The organism is Hymenobacter segetis (assembly GCF_038448715.1).
Classification (GTDB): Bacteria; Bacteroidota; Bacteroidia; order Cytophagales; family Hymenobacteraceae; genus Hymenobacter; species Hymenobacter segetis.
Window position 1 is genome coordinate 16,916 of record NZ_JBCEVZ010000013.1, and the last position, 15,231, is coordinate 32,146.

14 protein-coding genes are annotated in these 15,231 nt (G+C 62.2%); 6 read left to right on the forward strand and 8 right to left on the reverse strand.

The genetic code is table 11. The features are described from left to right. Nucleotides 1-65: 65 nt before the first annotated feature. Together hflX and AAFH49_RS07475 are read right to left on the reverse strand one after the other, a co-directional pair. On the reverse strand, nt 66-1,397 hold the full coding sequence (gene hflX, locus AAFH49_RS07470) for a GTPase HflX (protein ID WP_342297012.1): 1,332 nt from the start codon (nt 1,395-1,397) through the stop codon (nt 66-68). Between the two features lie 172 nt (nt 1,398-1,569). After that, entirely contained in the window at nt 1,570-1,866 is a 297-nt protein-coding gene (locus tag AAFH49_RS07475; RefSeq protein ID WP_342297013.1) for a c-type cytochrome, read from the reverse strand. Nucleotides 1,867-2,037: 171 nt separating this feature from the next. Between AAFH49_RS07475 and AAFH49_RS07480 the strand changes: the two genes are divergently transcribed. Next, the gene (locus AAFH49_RS07480; protein WP_342297015.1) at nt 2,038-3,153 is read left to right on the forward strand and encodes a glycosyltransferase family 4 protein; all 1,116 of its coding nucleotides are present in this window, start codon (nt 2,038-2,040) and stop codon (nt 3,151-3,153) included. Between the two features lie 189 nt (nt 3,154-3,342). Continuing rightward, complete coding sequence (rfbC, locus tag AAFH49_RS07485; RefSeq protein ID WP_342297016.1) at nt 3,343-3,888, forward strand: dTDP-4-dehydrorhamnose 3,5-epimerase; 546 nt, start codon at nt 3,343-3,345, stop codon at nt 3,886-3,888. Between the two features lie 219 nt (nt 3,889-4,107). Here the strand turns inward: rfbC and AAFH49_RS07490 are convergent, their stop codons facing one another. Next, on the reverse strand, nt 4,108-5,406 hold the full coding sequence (locus AAFH49_RS07490; RefSeq protein WP_342297017.1) for a UDP-N-acetylmuramoyl-tripeptide--D-alanyl-D-alanine ligase: 1,299 nt from the start codon (nt 5,404-5,406) through the stop codon (nt 4,108-4,110). A 108-nt stretch (nt 5,407-5,514) separates the two neighbouring features. On the opposite strand from AAFH49_RS07490, the gene AAFH49_RS07495 reads away from it, so the two are divergent. Beyond that, a complete protein-coding gene (locus tag AAFH49_RS07495; protein WP_342297018.1) occupies nt 5,515-7,818 on the forward strand; it encodes a T9SS type A sorting domain-containing protein in 2,304 nt (767 codons plus the stop codon). 177 nt (nt 7,819-7,995) lie between these two features. Here AAFH49_RS07495 and AAFH49_RS07500 read toward each other — a convergent pair whose 3' ends face one another. Continuing rightward, nucleotides 7,996-8,778, reverse strand: a complete 783-nt coding sequence (locus AAFH49_RS07500) for an amidohydrolase (protein ID WP_342297020.1) — start codon at nt 8,776-8,778, stop codon at nt 7,996-7,998. Between the two features lie 205 nt (nt 8,779-8,983). On the opposite strand from AAFH49_RS07500, the gene AAFH49_RS07505 reads away from it, so the two are divergent. Continuing rightward, nucleotides 8,984-9,580 carry a DUF4136 domain-containing protein gene (locus AAFH49_RS07505; protein ID WP_342297021.1) on the forward strand — a complete coding sequence of 199 codons (597 nt, stop codon included), beginning with the start codon at nt 8,984-8,986 and terminating at the stop codon, nt 9,578-9,580. Between the two features lie 110 nt (nt 9,581-9,690). Here the strand turns inward: AAFH49_RS07505 and AAFH49_RS07510 are convergent, their stop codons facing one another. The 3 genes from AAFH49_RS07510 to AAFH49_RS07520 all read right to left on the reverse strand — a co-directional run bounded on the left by AAFH49_RS07510 (nt 9,691) and on the right by AAFH49_RS07520 (nt 12,183). Beyond that, nucleotides 9,691-10,158 carry a DUF2721 domain-containing protein gene (locus AAFH49_RS07510; RefSeq protein WP_342297022.1) on the reverse strand — a complete coding sequence of 156 codons (468 nt, stop codon included), beginning with the start codon at nt 10,156-10,158 and terminating at the stop codon, nt 9,691-9,693. Between the two features lie 164 nt (nt 10,159-10,322). Beyond that, the gene (locus AAFH49_RS07515) at nt 10,323-11,654 is read right to left on the reverse strand and encodes an NAD(P)/FAD-dependent oxidoreductase (protein WP_342297023.1); all 1,332 of its coding nucleotides are present in this window, start codon (nt 11,652-11,654) and stop codon (nt 10,323-10,325) included. A 76-nt stretch (nt 11,655-11,730) separates the two neighbouring features. After that, a complete protein-coding gene (locus AAFH49_RS07520; protein WP_342297025.1) occupies nt 11,731-12,183 on the reverse strand; it encodes an META domain-containing protein in 453 nt (150 codons plus the stop codon). A gap of 196 nt (nt 12,184-12,379) precedes the next feature. Here AAFH49_RS07520 and AAFH49_RS07525 point away from each other — a divergent pair, with 196 nt between their 5' ends. Both AAFH49_RS07525 and AAFH49_RS07530 read left to right on the forward strand, forming a co-directional pair. Continuing rightward, nucleotides 12,380-12,826 carry a DUF2141 domain-containing protein gene (locus tag AAFH49_RS07525; RefSeq protein WP_342297026.1) on the forward strand — a complete coding sequence of 149 codons (447 nt, stop codon included), beginning with the start codon at nt 12,380-12,382 and terminating at the stop codon, nt 12,824-12,826. A 250-nt stretch (nt 12,827-13,076) separates the two neighbouring features. After that, nucleotides 13,077-14,723, forward strand: coding sequence for a hypothetical protein (locus tag AAFH49_RS07530; protein WP_342297027.1), 1,647 nt, complete (start codon nt 13,077-13,079; stop codon nt 14,721-14,723). Between the two features lie 9 nt (nt 14,724-14,732). Here the strand turns inward: AAFH49_RS07530 and AAFH49_RS07535 are convergent, their stop codons facing one another. After that, a complete protein-coding gene (locus tag AAFH49_RS07535) occupies nt 14,733-15,218 on the reverse strand; it encodes a YdeI/OmpD-associated family protein (protein ID WP_342297028.1) in 486 nt (161 codons plus the stop codon). Between the last annotated feature and the right edge of the window lie 13 nt (nt 15,219-15,231).

A 15,231-nucleotide genomic window follows, 5' to 3' on the forward strand; every position in this document is an offset into this window, starting at 1 on the left:
ATTCACGTAACGTTCATGCCCAATCGGCCCGGCAACAATTTGATAATGCTGCCGAACCGATGGGGCTATTCGCTGGCCCAAGTGTTGGCCTGGTAGGGGTAGCGCTGCTGGTGCAGGGCCGCCACGCGCTTGCCCAGCAGCTCACGCAGCTCGTCCAAGTTGGTGCGGTCCTGGGCCGAAATGAAGACCACCGGGTCGTGCAGCTTGGCCATATAAGTAGCTTGCAGCTGCTCCAGCGGCGGGCGCGGAGCAGTGCCGTCGTCCTCGGCATCCAGCACTTCGCCGAAGGGGTCGTGCTCCACGTCGTCGTGCTTGTACTGGTCTATTTTGTTGAACACCAGCAGTGTGGGCTTGTCGGCCGCGCCGATGTCGACCAGCGTATCGTTCACCACCTGAATCTGCTCCTCAAAATTGGGGTGCGAAATGTCCACGACGTGCAGCAGCAAATCGGCTTCGCGGATTTCGTCCAGCGTGCTCTTGAAGCTCTCGATGAGCTTGGTGGGCAGCTTGCGGATAAACCCAACCGTATCAGAGAGCAGAAACGGCGTGTTTTCGAGCACCACTTTGCGCGTGGTGGCGTCCACGGTGGCGAACAGCTTGTTTTCGGCGAATACATCGGCCTTGCCCAGCACGTTCATCAGGGTGCTTTTGCCCACGTTGGTGTAGCCCACCAGCGCTACCCGGATGTTGCCGCCGCGCGACTTGCGCTGGGTGTGGCTCTGCTTGTCTAGGTCTTCGAGCTTCTCCTTGAGGAAGGCAATCCGGTCGCGCACAATGCGACGGTCAGTTTCAATCTCCGTTTCACCGGGTCCTTTCATGCCCACGCCACCACGCTGCTTGTCCAGGTGAGTCCAGAGGCCGGTGAGGCGGGGGAGGAGGTACTGATACTGCGCCAGCTCGACCTGCGTGCGCGAAGTGGCCGACTTGGCCCGCAACGCGAAAATATCGAGAATGAGCAGCGAGCGGTCCACGATTTTTACCAGCAGCTCGGCCTCCAGGTTGCGGAGCTGGGAAGGAGAGAGGTCATCATCGAACACGACCATGCTGGTGCCTTCGTGCTGCACGTAGGCCTTGATTTCTGCCAGCTTGCCCTCGCCCACGTAGGTGCGGATATCGGGCTTTTCGAGCCGCTGCACGAAGCGTTTGGTGGCAGTAGCGCCGGCCGTTTCAATCAGAAATGCCAGCTCATCAAGGTATTCAGTGGTCTGGGCTTCGGACTGCCGGCGCGGGGGCACGGAGATGAGCACGGCGGTTTCGTGCTCTTTGGCGGTTTCGTAGGTGCCGTTGTCGGCCGCCTTCAGCAGGATGCGGCCCGCCCGGCCTTTCACGCCGTCGACGGCGCCGACGTGGCGGGTGCTGTTGCCGGGCTTGCGGCCGCCGGATTGGGTATTTGCCATGGGAATGTTGTTGTCAGTATTGGATGGGCTGGATTCGGCTATAAACGCAAATCCAACCAAAAAGAACGTCATGCTGAGCGAAGTCGAAGCATCTCTGCCGCTTCGTTGCAGCAATTGAATTAGTTATGCGGTAGGGATGCTTCGACTGCGCTCAGCATGACAAATTTGGGCCTTACTTCAAAGTAAGCGAATACGCCACTACCTGCTGCACCTGCGCTGGCGTGAGCGTTTTGCCGAAGGCCGGCATCTTGCCCATGCCGTTGGTGACGAGGTAGGTGCGGCCGAATTCGTTGAGGTTGCTCTTGGTGAGGTCGTGCGCGCCGTTGAGGCCGCGCTTGCCGTTGGCCCCGTGGCAGCGCACGCAGTTTTTCTGGAAAATGGCTTGGCCGGGCAGCGCCGGTGGCGCGGCCGAAACCAGTTGCGGCAGCAGTGCCAAAAGAAACAAGAAGACCGAAAGACGAAGGTTCATAGCAGGCACAACACGCAAAGAGCCCACAAAGTACCGGCGTATTTTGGTGAAATGGTGAGTTGGTGAAATAGTGAGCCTCTGACTGCCTCGGATATAAACGAGCGGAGGTAAAATCCGTAAGGCCGACCTTTGCCCCCGAACTCACCATTTCACTCCTCACTACTCACCGTTTTGCGCGTCGCCATCGTCATCAATACCAGCTGGAATATTTGGAATTTCCGCGCCAGCCTTGTGCGGGCCCTGCAGGCCGCCGGCCACGAAGTGCTGGCCATCGCCCCGCCCGATGACTACTCGGCGCGCCTCGAAACCGAGTTGGGCTGCCGCTTCGTGCCCATTTTGATGGAGAATAAGGGCACCAATCCCATCAAGGATGCCGCCCTCACGCGCCGCTTCTATCGCATCTACCGGCGCGAGCAGCCCGATGTGGTGCTGCACTACACCATCAAGCCCAACATCTACGGCAGCATCGCGGCCCGCATCGCGGGTATACCCAGCATCAATAACGTGAGCGGGTTGGGCACGGTGTTCATCATCAAAAACTTCGTGAGCAAAGTCGCGCTGGGCCTCTACCGCTTCGCGTTCCGCTTCCCGGCCAAAGTGTTTTTCCAGAACGGCGACGACCGGCAGCTTTTCCTCGATAACCGCCTGGTGAAGCGCGGTATCACCGACCTGCTGCCCGGTTCCGGCGTCGATACTACCAAGTTCCGGCCCGCCGCCGGCTTCGTGCGCCAAACCCCGTTCGTGTTTCTGATGGTGGCGCGGGTGCTCTATGAAAAGGGCGTGGTCGAATACTTCGAGGCGGCTAAAATTATCCGGCAGGCCGTGCCCGGCACCCGCATCCAGCTATTGGGCGGGCTCGATGAGGCCGGCGGCGTGGGCGTGCCCCGCGCCACGTTTGAGGAATGGCTGAAATCCGGTGACATCGAATACCTGGGCCGGTCCGACGATGTGGCCGCCCACCTGCACAAAGCCGACTGCGTGGTGCTGCCCAGCTACCGCGAAGGCACTCCCAAAACCCTGCTCGAAGCGGCGGCCGTGGGCAAGCCCATCGTGACCACCGACGTGCCCGGCTGCCGCGAAACCGTGGTGGACGGCCGCAACGGCTACCTCTGCCAGGTGCGCAGCGGCGAAGACCTGGCCGCCAAAATGCTACAAGTGCTGCGCCTGCCCGACGCCGACCTGCAGGGCATGGGCCAGAACAGCCGCTACCTCGCCGAAACCAAGTTCGACGAGCGGCTGGTGCTCGATAAGTATATCGCGGCCGTGGCGGCGGTGGGGCGGAAGTAGCGTAAGTCTGTCATCCTGAGCACAGCGAAGGACCTTATCGCCGAAGAATAGTTTGCAGTAACCCAATTGCTGCGAATGTGATAAGGTCCTTCGCTCCGCTCAAGATGACAGACGGGAATCCCTCATTTTCCGCTCAATTCCCCTTCCCCCGCACCAAACCATCCTCCCCAATCTTCTACCTTTGCCCCAATGGAAGTAAAGACGTTCCCCCTCGCCGGCCTGATTGAGTTTACCCCCCGCGTTTTCGCCGACGACCGGGGCGTGTTCTTCGAAACCTTTAGCGAGCGCCTTATGGCCGAGGCCGGGGCTACCGCCCATTGGGTGCAGGACAACCAGTCGAACTCCAAAAGAGGCGTGTTGCGCGGCCTGCATTTCCAGCGCCCGCCCCACGCGCAGGCCAAGCTGGTGCGCGTAGGCCAGGGCCGCGCCCTCGACGTGGCGGTTGATTTACGCAAGGATTCGCCCACCTACGGCCAGCACCAGATGGTGGAACTCGCGGCCGAGCGGGGCAACATGCTCTACATTCCGGCCGGTTTCGCCCACGGTTTCATGGCCCTGGAAGACAACACCATCTTCCTCTACAAGTGCTCCGACTACTACGCCCCCGCCACCGAAGGCGGCCTGCGTTGGGATGATGCCGACCTGGGCATCAACTGGGGCACCGAGGTGCATCCGCTCGTGTCGGGCAAGGATAATGAGCTGCCGGCCTTCAAGGATTTCGTGAGCCCGTTCTAACGCAGGCCGTTTGTCATTGCGAGTGGAGCGCAGCACGCGGCAACCTAAGTCAGCGTAGCTAATCCGTCCTGTCAAACACCAGAAATGTTCTTTTACCAGAAAGCCCCATTACTTCACAGTATTGGGGCTTTCTGTTGTTGAAAAGGGCTGTGTCACATCTCAAAGCTGGACGCAGAGAGAGGACGGATTGCCACGGCCTGCGGCCTCGCAATGACAGGGCTACAGCAGCTCCACCAGCGTCTCCAGAGCCATGCCGCGGCTGCCTTTCACCAGCACCTGGCGGTTGCGCACGGGGTGGGCGCGGAGCCACTCGGCCGCTTCGGCTTTGGTGGCGAAGTGCTGTGCGGTGGGAGCCAGCGCCGCCGCCCGCGCCATTTCCGGGCCGATGAGCAGCACCTGCGGCAGCTGCAGCTCCGCCAGCAGCTGGCCGAGGTTGCGGTGTTCGGCGGGGCTGTCGTCGCCCAGCTCGAACATATCGCCGAGCAGCACCAGCTTGGTTTGGCCGGCCGCCACCGGGCGCGCCGCGAAGCTGCGCAGGGCAGCCGCCATGCTGCTGGGGTTGGCGTTGTAGGCATCCAGCACCAGCTCGTTGCCGGCGGGGGTACGCACCAGTTGCGAGCGGTTGTTCTGCGGGTTGTAGCGGGCCAGGGCGGCGGCGATTTTATCGGTTGAAATCCCGAAATACTGGCCCACTGCGGCGGCGGCGGCCAGGTTGGGGAAGTTGTAGTCACCGGTGAGCTGGGCCACCACTTCGGTATTGTCGCCCAGACGCAGGGCTACGGCGGGGGCAGCCGAGAGCAGCGTGGCGGGGTAGTTATCCATCACGCGGGGATAGGTGAGGATGGTGGGCACCTGCGCCGCCAGGCTGGGCAGGCGCGGGTCCAGGGTGTTCACGAAGGCCGTGCCACCGGTGCGGGTGAGGTAGTCGAACAGCTCGCCCTTGCCCAGGGCCACGCCTTCGGCCCCGCCAAAGCCTTCGAGATGGGCCTTGCCGATGTTGGTGATGAGGCCGTGGGTGGGCTCGGCCCACTCGCAGTAGGCCGCGATTTCGCCCCGGTGGTTGGCCCCCATCTCAATCACGGCGAAGTCGTGCTCGCCCTGGCGCAGGCGCAGCAGCGTGAGCGGCACGCCGATGTGGTTGTTGAGGTTGCCAATTGTGGCCAGGACCTTGAATTTCTGCGCCAGTACGGCCGTGAGCAGCTCTTTGGTGGTGGTTTTGCCGTTGGAACCCGTGATGGCCAGCACCGGAATGCGGAACTGTCGGCGGTGGTGCCGCGCCAGCTGCTGCAGGGCCACCAGCGGGTCGGGGGCGTAGGTGTAGTGGATGGGGTCCGAAGCGGCCAGCAGCACATCGTCGACCACGGCGTGGCTGGCTCCGGCGGCCAGCGCCTGCGGGGCAAAGTCAGCCCCGCGAAAGCTGGGGCCATTGAGGGCGAAGAACAGGGTGCCGGGCTGGGGCTGGCGCGAATCGGTGCTGACAAGGCCGCCGGCGGCCAAATAACGGGAATAGAGCAACATGCTGCGGAACTGGAAAAGCTAACCGGGTGTAACTTGCTGCAAAGGTGGGCGTGATTTTTGTTCCGCGCCCCGCGAATCCTTTTTCGCCATTTAGCTACTTCCTTTCTGATGAATCGTTTTTACGCGTTGGTGCTGGCTTCGCTGGCTTTTTCCGGGGTAGCCCGGGCCCAGTCGGGCAGTGCGGCTTTTGGGTTTGAGAGCCGGGCCACGGCCAAAGTGGTGCAGGGCACCGACACCCTGCGCAATGCCTGGGCCGGCGGCTTCAACACGCCCCAGTTCAGCTCCATCGACCTGAATAATGACGGCCAGCAGGACCTGTTCGCCTTCGACCACGAGAGCAGCCGCTGCTACACCTTCCTGAGCGTGGCCGCGCCTACGGCCCCCAACGGCCGCCGCTGGCAGTACGCCCCCCAGTACGAAAGCCTGTTTCCCAGTGACCTGCGTGGCTGGGCACTGCTGCGCGACTACGACTGCGACGGCCGCGCCGACTTGTTCACCTTCATCAATGGCGGCGAAATCCGGGTGTTCCGCAACGCGCTGGTGAACGGCCAGCCCAGCTTTTCGCTGGCTACCAACCAGATTCGCTTCGGCGGCAACTTCACGGGCACGGCCAACCTCACCGTGGGCGGCTACAACCTGCCCGCCATTCAGGACGTGAACGGCGACGGCAAGCTCGACATCATGACGTATGATTTCATCAGCGCGTCGTTCATCGAGCAGTATATCAACACCAGCCCGGGCACCTGCGGCAGCGCCCTCACCTTCACGCTCACCACCGACCACTGGGCCGATATCCAGTCCTGCGGCGGTTGCGCCGAATACAAGTTCAATGGCCAGCAATGCTTCACGGCGGCCCGGCCCACCCACACCGGCGGCCATAGCCTGCTGCTGGTGGACCTGGACGGCGACGGCGACCAGGACCTGCTCGACGGCCGCGACAACTGCCCCGAGCTGACGCGCCTAATCAACTCGGGCACTGCAGCGGTGCCGGTGGTAACGCAGGCGGGTGTCAGCGCCAGTTTCCCGTCGGCGGCTACGCCGGTGCGGGTGCCGGTGTTTCCGGCCGGCTATTCGTTCGATGCCAACTTCGATGGCAAGCTGGATTTGGTGGTAGCGCCCAACATGGTGAACAACGTGGCTGACCTGGTGAGCATGCGCAACCACGTGCAGCTGTTCACCAACTCGGCCGCCAGCGGCGCGCCGGTTTATACCAGCCAGCCGGCTGGCTTCCTGCAAAACGACATGATTGACGTGAGCGAGGCCGCCGCGCCCACCTTCGGCGACATCGACGGCGACGGCCTGCCGGATATGCTCATCGGCAACCGGGCCGACCGCGTGAGCAACGTGTACCGCGCCAACCTCACCTATTACCGCAACGTGGGCACCCGCGCCCGGCCGGTGTTCCAACTCATGAACAGCGACTACCTGGGCCTGTCCACCCAAAGCCTGCAAAGCATCAAGCCCGTGCTCGTCGACCTGAACCGCGACGGGGCCCTCGACCTGGCCTACTCCGTTTGGGACCGGGGCACCAACATCATCTACTACATTCTGAATACGGCCGCCGCCGGCCGGCCCGTGGCCTTCAGCGCGGCCAATGCCGTCGATATCAAGCCCCAGTTCGCCACCACCGGCACCGGCCTGATACCCTATTCGAAGGACGACATGCCCTGCTTCACCGATGTGGATAATGATGGCTACGTCGACCTGCTCATCGGCACCAACGAGGTGCGCGAGCCGGGCATGGCCCTGCGCTATTTCCGCAACCGCGCCCGTGGCCCGCTCGACAGCGCCTTTGTGCTGGTGAATAACGACTACGGCCGCATCCGTACCGCCACCGGCGACCGGCCCGCCAACCTGAGCCCCACCGTGGCCGACTTCGACGGCGACGGCCGCCCCGACCTGCTCACAGCCGATGCTACTGGCTACCTGCGCCTGTTTTCCGACTACCGCAACCAGTCGCCCGCCCTGTTCGCCGAGCGCACCGATTTGCAGTACAATCCCCTCACCGCCATCTATGAGCCCACCCGCCTGGGCCTGGGCGACTACTCGCACTGCGCCCTGGCCGCTGCCGACATCAACGGCGACGGCGCGCCCGAGCTCTTCGTGGGCACCGAGGCCGGCGGTGTGCTGAGCTATGGCACCCGCAACCGCACCATCACGGCCACCCGCACCGAGGCCGCCCGCGCCCTGGCCCTGAGTATCTATCCCAACCCCGCCACCGCCACGGCCACCGTCGAAACCGCGCTGCCCACCCGCGTCTCTGTGCTCGACCTCACCGGCCGCGTGGTGCTGGCCGCCGATGCCGCCCAGCGCCGCCACTCACTCACCCTCACCGGCCTGGCCGCCGGCGTGTACCTGGTGCGCGCTGAGGGAGTTGACGGGGCCGCCGTGCAGCGCCTGCTGGTGCGGTAGAAAGGCAAGCCCCGTAGGGGCGACATATCGGTAGTAAAACCAGCTTGTTTGGTTGGAAAAAGCCCCAGCGGGGCGGCACTCGTTCAACGAATGTCGCCCCGCTGGGGCTTTGGCCGTTTATGCCGTTTCTATACTACCGATATGTCGCCCCTACGGGGCTGGCCGGCGGATTGCAAATTATTCCACCAGTTCAAACGCGTCCCCGTCATTCAACGCGGTGAACTTGCTACGGAAATCATCCAGCTCGGCCCGGCTCAGGGTGTGGGTGAAAATACCGTCCTGGTCGTGGGCTTCCACCAGATATTCGCCTTTGGCATCAATCAACGCGGAGTCGCCGGAATAGGCGTGGCCTTTGCCGTCCTCACCGATGCGGTTTACGCCCAGGGTGCAGGCCACATTCTCGATGGCGCGGGCGCGGAGCAGGGTCATCCAGGCGGGGCGGCGCACGGCGGGCCAGTTGGCCACGTAAAGCAGCAGGTCGTAGGGCGCGGCGGGGTGGTTGCGGCTCCAGACGGGGAAGCGCAAATCGTAGCACACCAGCGGGCAGATGCGCCAGCCGCGCCAGTCCTCCACCAGGCGCTCGTGGCCGGGCGTGTAGGTGAGCTGCTCGTTGGCCAGCGTGAAGAGGTGGCGCTTGTTGTAGCAGCTCAGGCTGCCGTCGGGGCGCACCCAGAGCAGGCGGTTGTAGAAGTGGCCGTCTTCCTCGATGATGACGCTGCCGGTGATGACGGCGTCGTGGTCGGCGGCGCGGCGGCGCATCCAGGCCACGGTTTCGCCCTGCATGGTTTCGGCTTGGGCGGCGGCTTCCATGCTGAAGCCGGTGGTGAACATCTCGGGCAGCACGATGATGTCGGCGGGGATGGTTTGCTGGGCCAGGTATTGGTCGAAGGCGGCGCGGTTGGCGGCGGCATCGTGCCAGTGCAGCGCGGTCTGGATGAAGGAAACGGTGAGGTCGGACATAGGAAGCGGCAGTTATTGCGGCCCTGAAACTACGCGCTGGCGCGTTGGCAGGCCCTGTGGGGCCGGCAGTGGGGGGCGGGCATCAGCAGGCGATAAAAGTGCCCTGGCAAAGTCGTCGGGCAATAAACTGGGCCATAACCTTTGCCCGGCCAAGCGGGTAAAATCCTTAATTATCTCTCGTCCACCATTCTTCTGCACTATCCCTATGAAACATTCCATCGTTTGGGCGCTGCTGCTGCTTGGCTGGCTCAGCGCCTGCTCCTCGGCCGTGACTGTGGAACAACAGCCGGGCGTCAATTTCAACCAATACCACTCCTTTGCCTGGGCCGATACCGAGGTGAAAACCTCCGGCGACCAAAACCCGCTGCTGCGCAGCCCCATTGCGCAGGAGCGCATCCGCGAGGCCATTGCCGCCGAGCTGGCCAGGCGCGGCATCCGCGAGGTAGCGAGCAACCCCGATTTCTACATCACCACCCACCTTTTTGTGGAGCAGGCCGAGCGCACCGTCACCGACCCGCCGCCCGTGGGCTACGTCTATCCCTACCTGGTGCGCTACCGGGGTATGCTGCTGCCCGTAAACTATGGCTACTGGTACTCGCCGGCCTACTACCAGACGACGCACACCGAGCAGTACCGCGAAGGCACGCTGGTGCTCGATTTCATCGATGCGAAAACCAACAACCTCGTCTGGCGCGGCTCGGTGGCCGACCCCGTGGACAACCCCGCCCGCTTGGGCAAGCAGTTTGCCCGGGCGGCCAAGGACATCCTCGACAAGTTTCCGAAGGAGAAAATAGGCTCCTGAACCTAGGCACTCGCTATGCACAACGCCCGGCCGTACTGGCCGGGCGTTGTTGTTTAGTTAGGAGTACCGCTAACGGCCATCATAATGATACATATGACTAACTACGGACATTACTCCAGCCGCGTCAGGTACTCGGTTTCTTCCGCCACATCGGCCAGGGCGAGGCGGGACTCGCGAATGAGCAGCACGCTGGCGTAGAGCAGCAGCCCGGCCCCCAGCACGCTGAGCACGGCCACCACCCAGGTGGCGGCGCTGTGGGTGAGTTCGAATACCCCGATGGTGAGAATGCTGGCGATGAACACGCCCAACGTGAGGTGCAGCACCGTCATGGCCTGCTGGAGCAGCCGCGCCCGCCGAATGGCAAACGACAGCTGCTGCCGGAGGTGGGTGCGTTCGGCCGGCTCCGGGGCGGGCTGGTGGCGCTGGTGGTGGTGCAGCAGCCGCGCCACTTCGCGCTGCCGCTCCACGCTGCGGCTCAGGCGCTGTGACGTGGTGAGGATAAGCGAGGCGCAGGCCGACACCAACACCGCCGGCGCAAACATATCGGTGAGGATGCTGAGCGTGCCGGTGAGGGGCATGGTTGCGTGTTAATTATTAAAACGTCATGCAGATAGAACGTCATGCAGAGCGCAGCGAAGCATCTTTACCGCCATCACTAATCCTGTCAATTGGATTACTACTGCGGTAAAGATGCTTCGCTACGCTCTGCATGACGGGCTTATTTAAACGTTCAATTCAGTCGCTACACAATGGCCTTCTCCTCCATATCCTTTTCCACCAGCGGAGCCTTGGTTTTGCCGATGATGTAGCGCAGGCCCTTGTCTTGGGTAAAATAATTCCAGGCCCAGGAGAAGAACACGGCCACGCGGTTGCGGAAGCTCACCAGCGACATGACGTGGATGAAGCTCCAGGCCAGCCAGGCAATGAAGCCGTCGAGGTGGTATTCACGGCCGAAGAGCTTGATATCGGCCACGGCGTGGTTGCGGCCGATGGTGGCCATCGCACCCTTATCGTGGTACACGAAAGTCTCCATGAGCTGGCCGTTGAGCTGGCGTGTCAGGTTGCGGCCCAGCCAGTCGCCCTGCTGAATGGCGGGCTGCGCCACCATGGGATGGCCTTCCGGCGTGGCCTCGGTTTTCATCATTGCAATGTCGCCGATGGCGAAGATGTTCTCGTAGCCGTGCACGCGGTTGTAGCCGTCCACCAGGTAGCGGTTGCCGGCCAGCAAGCAGTCGGCGTTGAGGCCAACGATGGGCGCGCCCGTTACACCTGCCGCCCAAATCAGCGTGCGCGCAATGAGTTGCTGGCCGTTGTTGAGCGTCACGGTGTAGCCGTCGTAGGATTTCACCCGCGTATCGAGCCACACCTGCACGCCCAGCTTCTTGAGGTATTCCAAGGACTTGGCCGAGGCGTTGGCCGACATGCCCTTCAGCAGCACCGGCCCGCTCTGCACCACGTGGATGTCCATTTCCTTGAAGTCGATTTCGCGGTAGTCCTTCGGGAAAACGTGGGTGCGCAGTTCGCTCAGCGCCCCCGCAATCTCCACGCCCGTGGGGCCGCCGCCCACAATCACGAAGTCCAGCATGCTGTTCAGCTGCTCATAATCGCCGAGTTGCAGGGCTTGCTCGAAGTTGGAAAGCACCGTGTTGCGCAGCTCCAGCGCATCTTCCACGCTCTTGATGGCGATGGCGTTTTTGGCCATCACCGCATCGCCGAAGTAGTTGGTATTCGCGCCCGTGGCCAGCACCAGAAAGTCGTAGCGGATGAGGCCGATGGTGGTTTCCACCACCTGCTCAGCAGGATTAACACAGGTAACCTCCGCCAGCCGGAAGTAAAAATTTTCCTGGCCGTTCAGGATTTTGCGAAACGGCGACACGATGTCGCCCTCATCCAGCCCGGCCGTGGCCACCTGGTACAGCAGCGGCTGAAAGGCGTGGTAGTTCTGCTTGTCAATGAGCACCACCTGCACGGGTGCATCGGCCAGAGCCTTGGCCAGCTCCAGGCCGCCGAAGCCGCCGCCCACAATCACCACGCGCGGCTTGCCGAGGTCGTCAATTTTCGTTAACCCTTCCATGGCGGTAAAGATGCGGGCCAGACGCTGGCCCACCATTGGGCTGCTTACCTACTTTGCCGGCCCGAGGTTGCCCGCCCTACTGCGCCTTGCGCCGAAACAGCAGGCGCGGGGCGGGCGCGGTGGCATCATACAGCCGCAGCTCGTCGCCGCTGATTTCGTAGCGCGCCGTTAGGGCCAGGTTGTCGAGGTAGCGCGTTTCGAGGTCCTGCACGGGGCAGGTGGCGCGGGTCGAAATCTGGGGCGTGATGTGCAGCTCCTGCCCGCCACCCGCCAGGCTGTAGCGCCCGCTGAAATTATTGCACGGCCCCAGGCCCACGGTGCAGGTGCCCAGCTCCACAAATTCGAGGTAGGATTTGCTTGTTTCGGAGTAGCTGGAAGCCGCCACCGGGAAGGCGTCAATCTGCGTCAGCTGCCAATGGCTTTGCAGCAGCGCGGCGGGTTGAGTGGGCAGGGCAGCCTCGTCTTTTTCGCAGCTGGCCAGCGCGAAAGTCATCAACAAAGCCAGGGGGAAAAGGCGGCGGGTAGTCATCAGCAGAGTAAGCAAGCGTGGGAGCACAATAGTAGCAGGAAAACGAATAAGTTGGCCGGTATTGCCGCCCAAGGCCGCAGAACCTCGGCGAACCGACGATTTAGCCGGGCGAAATCAGTTGTTATCGAACCCTTTGCGTAAGCAGGGGCGTTGGGTCCGTATCGTCCTCCATTCGTCACCAGTCAATTATTCGCTTATGAACGTGTTATCGCTTTGCTCGTTGTTGATTGGCGGCAGCCTGCTGGGGGCCGCCGTGCCCGCCCCGCCGCCCGCCGAAACCTCTTCCGTTACGGTGGTGGTGTCGTCGCTGGTATCTACCACCGCCGCCGTCCGGCTGTATTTCTACAACACCCGCGAAGGCTTCCTGAAAAGCGGCAAGTGGGCCTTCTCCAAATCCGTAAATCCCCAGGGCAAGAGCGAATTCACGCTGCCCGTCGATTTGCCCAGGGGCGAGTGGGCCGTGGCCATCACCCAGGACCTGAACAACAACGATAAAATAGACAAAAACTTCCTCGGCATCCCCACCGAGCCCTACGCTTTCTCCAACAACGTGCGCCCCACCGTGGCCGCGCCCGGTTTCGATGAATGCAAGTTCACGGTAGGCGAGCCCGGCAAGGTGGTAAGCATCGTGCTGAAAGACTAAAACGTAAAGACAATCATGTTCTTAGTTGAAAAGCCACTGCAAATGCAGTGGCTTTTTTTATGATTTTTTGGTGGCAATAATGGTCTATATAGTACATATTGCATTAATTGATTGTACTTAATTTTTTAAACAAATTCTTGATGAGGTTATATATTAAGAGTGTGCTTATGTTTGAGCTCGGTTTGGATTTTCACACTTTTATTTTGGCTTTATGATGCGAACTTTACTCAGCCTCCGTTCAGGTTCTTTCATGCAGGTCGCCCGCCGTTGCGGGTACGCCGGGATACTGCTGCTGGCCATTGCCGGCACTGCCGGGCAGGCTCAGGCTCAGACGTATGACGTGGGCAATTCGACTAAAAAAAGCGACTTCAACCTGAAAGCCGGAGAAAGTATCTCCATTCGCTTCAACGTGAAGTACGAGGGTACGATAACCATAGAGGGCAATAACGCGACCATCGTCAACAACGGGGGCGATATAACCGGGACGGTGCTGGTGAAAAGCGGCGTGCTCGGCACGGTCATCACCAACCTGGGCGATGTTACCTCGCAGAATATTACGCTGAACGCGCCGGTTACCATCAACAACGGCAGTGCCACGGTGACCAATGCTACCTGGACCGGGTACGTAGACAATCGGTTCGCCGCCAGCGGCATCGTGATTAATAACTACGCCAACTGGGGCAGCCAGATTAACGGCCTGCCCAGCGGCACCATCAACAACAACGGCACCTGGACGGCTTATTTCACGCCCACCGGCACCACCGTCATCAACAACCGGGGCAACTGGACGGCCTCCGACCTGAACTACTCCGGCAGTCTTACCATCAACCACTTCAGCGGCAGCTGGACGACGAACCTCAACCCCGGTACGGCCCTGGCCATCAACAACAGCGCGACCTGGACGCGGGGCTTCAACTTCCCTAGTACCGGCCCTAATAGCTTCGTCAACAACGCGGGCGCCACGGCTACGCTCGACCGCGCCCTGGGCATGGGCAGCAACACCACCATCACCAACAGCGGAGCCATGACCCTGACGCAGGGCATGGGCGACATCAGCGCCAACTCGCTGCTGACCAACAGCCGCGGGGCCACGTTCCGGGTAACGGGCCAACTTGTGAACTACGGCACCGTGAGCAATGCCGGCGTGGTTTCGACCACCGCCAACTTCGCCAACATGAGCGGCGGGAGCATGACGGGGCCGGCCGCGCCGTATCGGGGCAGCTTCACCACTTCCGGCTATTCCTCCAATGCGGGGGCCTTTGGCATGGTGGGCCGCCTCGATTTCTGTGATTCCGGCAATGCTATCGGGTTCGACTCGCAAACGGGTAGCGTGGGTCCCAGCACTAGTTTCTGCTCGCTGCGGCCCCTGCCCGTTGAGCTCACGGCATTCACGGCCGAAGCGGTGAAAGGCACCGTGCAGCTGCGCTGGAATACGGCCACGGAGCGCAACAGCGCCTGGTTTGTGGTAGAGCGCAGCGCCACCGGCAAGGAATTCAGCACCGTGCGCGAGGTAGCGGCCCAGGGCAATTCGACCACCGCCACCGACTACGCCACCACCGATGCCGCGCCCTTGGCCGGCCTGAGCTACTACCGCCTGCGGCAGGTTGATTTGGATGGCAGCGCCGAATACTCGCCGGTCGTAACCGTAGGCCGCAAGGCGAGCTACGAATCCCTCAACTTCTATCCCAACCCCGCCACCGACCGCCTCACTCTCGACCTGACCGCCGCGACGGCCACACCCTGCGAAATGCGCCTGCTAAGCCTGACGACGGGCCAACTGCTGCGGCACGACACGCTGGTGGGCGGCCAGCTCCAGGAAATTTCGCTGGCCGGCATTCCTGCCGGGCTGTACGTGCTGAAGGTGGGCAGCGCGGTGCAGCGCATCGAGAAGCGCTAGAACCGGCGCTTAGTCGCCCCGAAATGGATGCAGCCCGCGACCCAGTCGTTCCACCAGCGTTACGGCGCGGCGGGCGCGGGTGGCGGGCTGTTTGGCTTCGGCTACTAGCCGGGCCATGGCCCGGCGGTGCGCTCCGCTGTAATTGTTGAAAGCTGTTTCGGCCTCAGGCCAGGCGGCCAGGGCTTCGGCTAGCTCGTCGGGCAGGTCCACGTGGTCGGGGTTTGGGTCGGGGGCTATGCTGATTTCCAGCTCCTGGCCCAGCGCAATGCCCACGGCTTTGCACACATCCTTGTTCAGCATGAGGTAGCGCCCGCCGCCTTCCAAGGGCAGCAATCCCAGCCGCAGCGCCTGCCCTCGAATGGTGACGATGACGCGCTTCGCGGCCTTACCGCCGAGGACTTCGAGCACTTCAGCCGGCACCACGATAGTTTGGGTGGGCATGAAGCTGGGGCCGCCCGGCTCCAGCACGGCGCGGAAATGGATGGGTGAAGACATCGGAGTGTAGAGA

Bases quoted from the DNA above. Each gene is read 5' to 3' on its own strand.
- hflX (WP_342297012.1), bottom strand. From the start codon at position 1,397: ATGGCAAATACCCAATCCGGCGGCCGCAAGCCCGGCAACAGCACCCGC.
- AAFH49_RS07475 (WP_342297013.1), bottom strand. From the start codon at position 1,866: ATGAACCTTCGTCTTTCGGTCTTCTTGTTTCTTTTGGCACTGCTGCCG.
- rfbC (WP_342297016.1), top strand. From the start codon at position 3,343: ATGGAAGTAAAGACGTTCCCCCTCGCCGGCCTGATTGAGTTTACCCCC.
- AAFH49_RS07490 (WP_342297017.1), bottom strand. From the start codon at position 5,406: ATGTTGCTCTATTCCCGTTATTTGGCCGCCGGCGGCCTTGTCAGCACC.
- AAFH49_RS07495 (WP_342297018.1), top strand. From the start codon at position 5,515: ATGAATCGTTTTTACGCGTTGGTGCTGGCTTCGCTGGCTTTTTCCGGG.
- AAFH49_RS07500 (WP_342297020.1), bottom strand. From the start codon at position 8,778: ATGTCCGACCTCACCGTTTCCTTCATCCAGACCGCGCTGCACTGGCAC.
- AAFH49_RS07505 (WP_342297021.1), top strand. From the start codon at position 8,984: ATGAAACATTCCATCGTTTGGGCGCTGCTGCTGCTTGGCTGGCTCAGC.
- AAFH49_RS07510 (WP_342297022.1), bottom strand. From the start codon at position 10,158: ATGCCCCTCACCGGCACGCTCAGCATCCTCACCGATATGTTTGCGCCG.
- AAFH49_RS07515 (WP_342297023.1), bottom strand. From the start codon at position 11,654: ATGGAAGGGTTAACGAAAATTGACGACCTCGGCAAGCCGCGCGTGGTG.
- AAFH49_RS07520 (WP_342297025.1), bottom strand. From the start codon at position 12,183: ATGACTACCCGCCGCCTTTTCCCCCTGGCTTTGTTGATGACTTTCGCG.
- AAFH49_RS07525 (WP_342297026.1), top strand. From the start codon at position 12,380: ATGAACGTGTTATCGCTTTGCTCGTTGTTGATTGGCGGCAGCCTGCTG.
- AAFH49_RS07530 (WP_342297027.1), top strand. From the start codon at position 13,077: ATGCAGGTCGCCCGCCGTTGCGGGTACGCCGGGATACTGCTGCTGGCC.
- AAFH49_RS07535 (WP_342297028.1), bottom strand. From the start codon at position 15,218: ATGTCTTCACCCATCCATTTCCGCGCCGTGCTGGAGCCGGGCGGCCCC.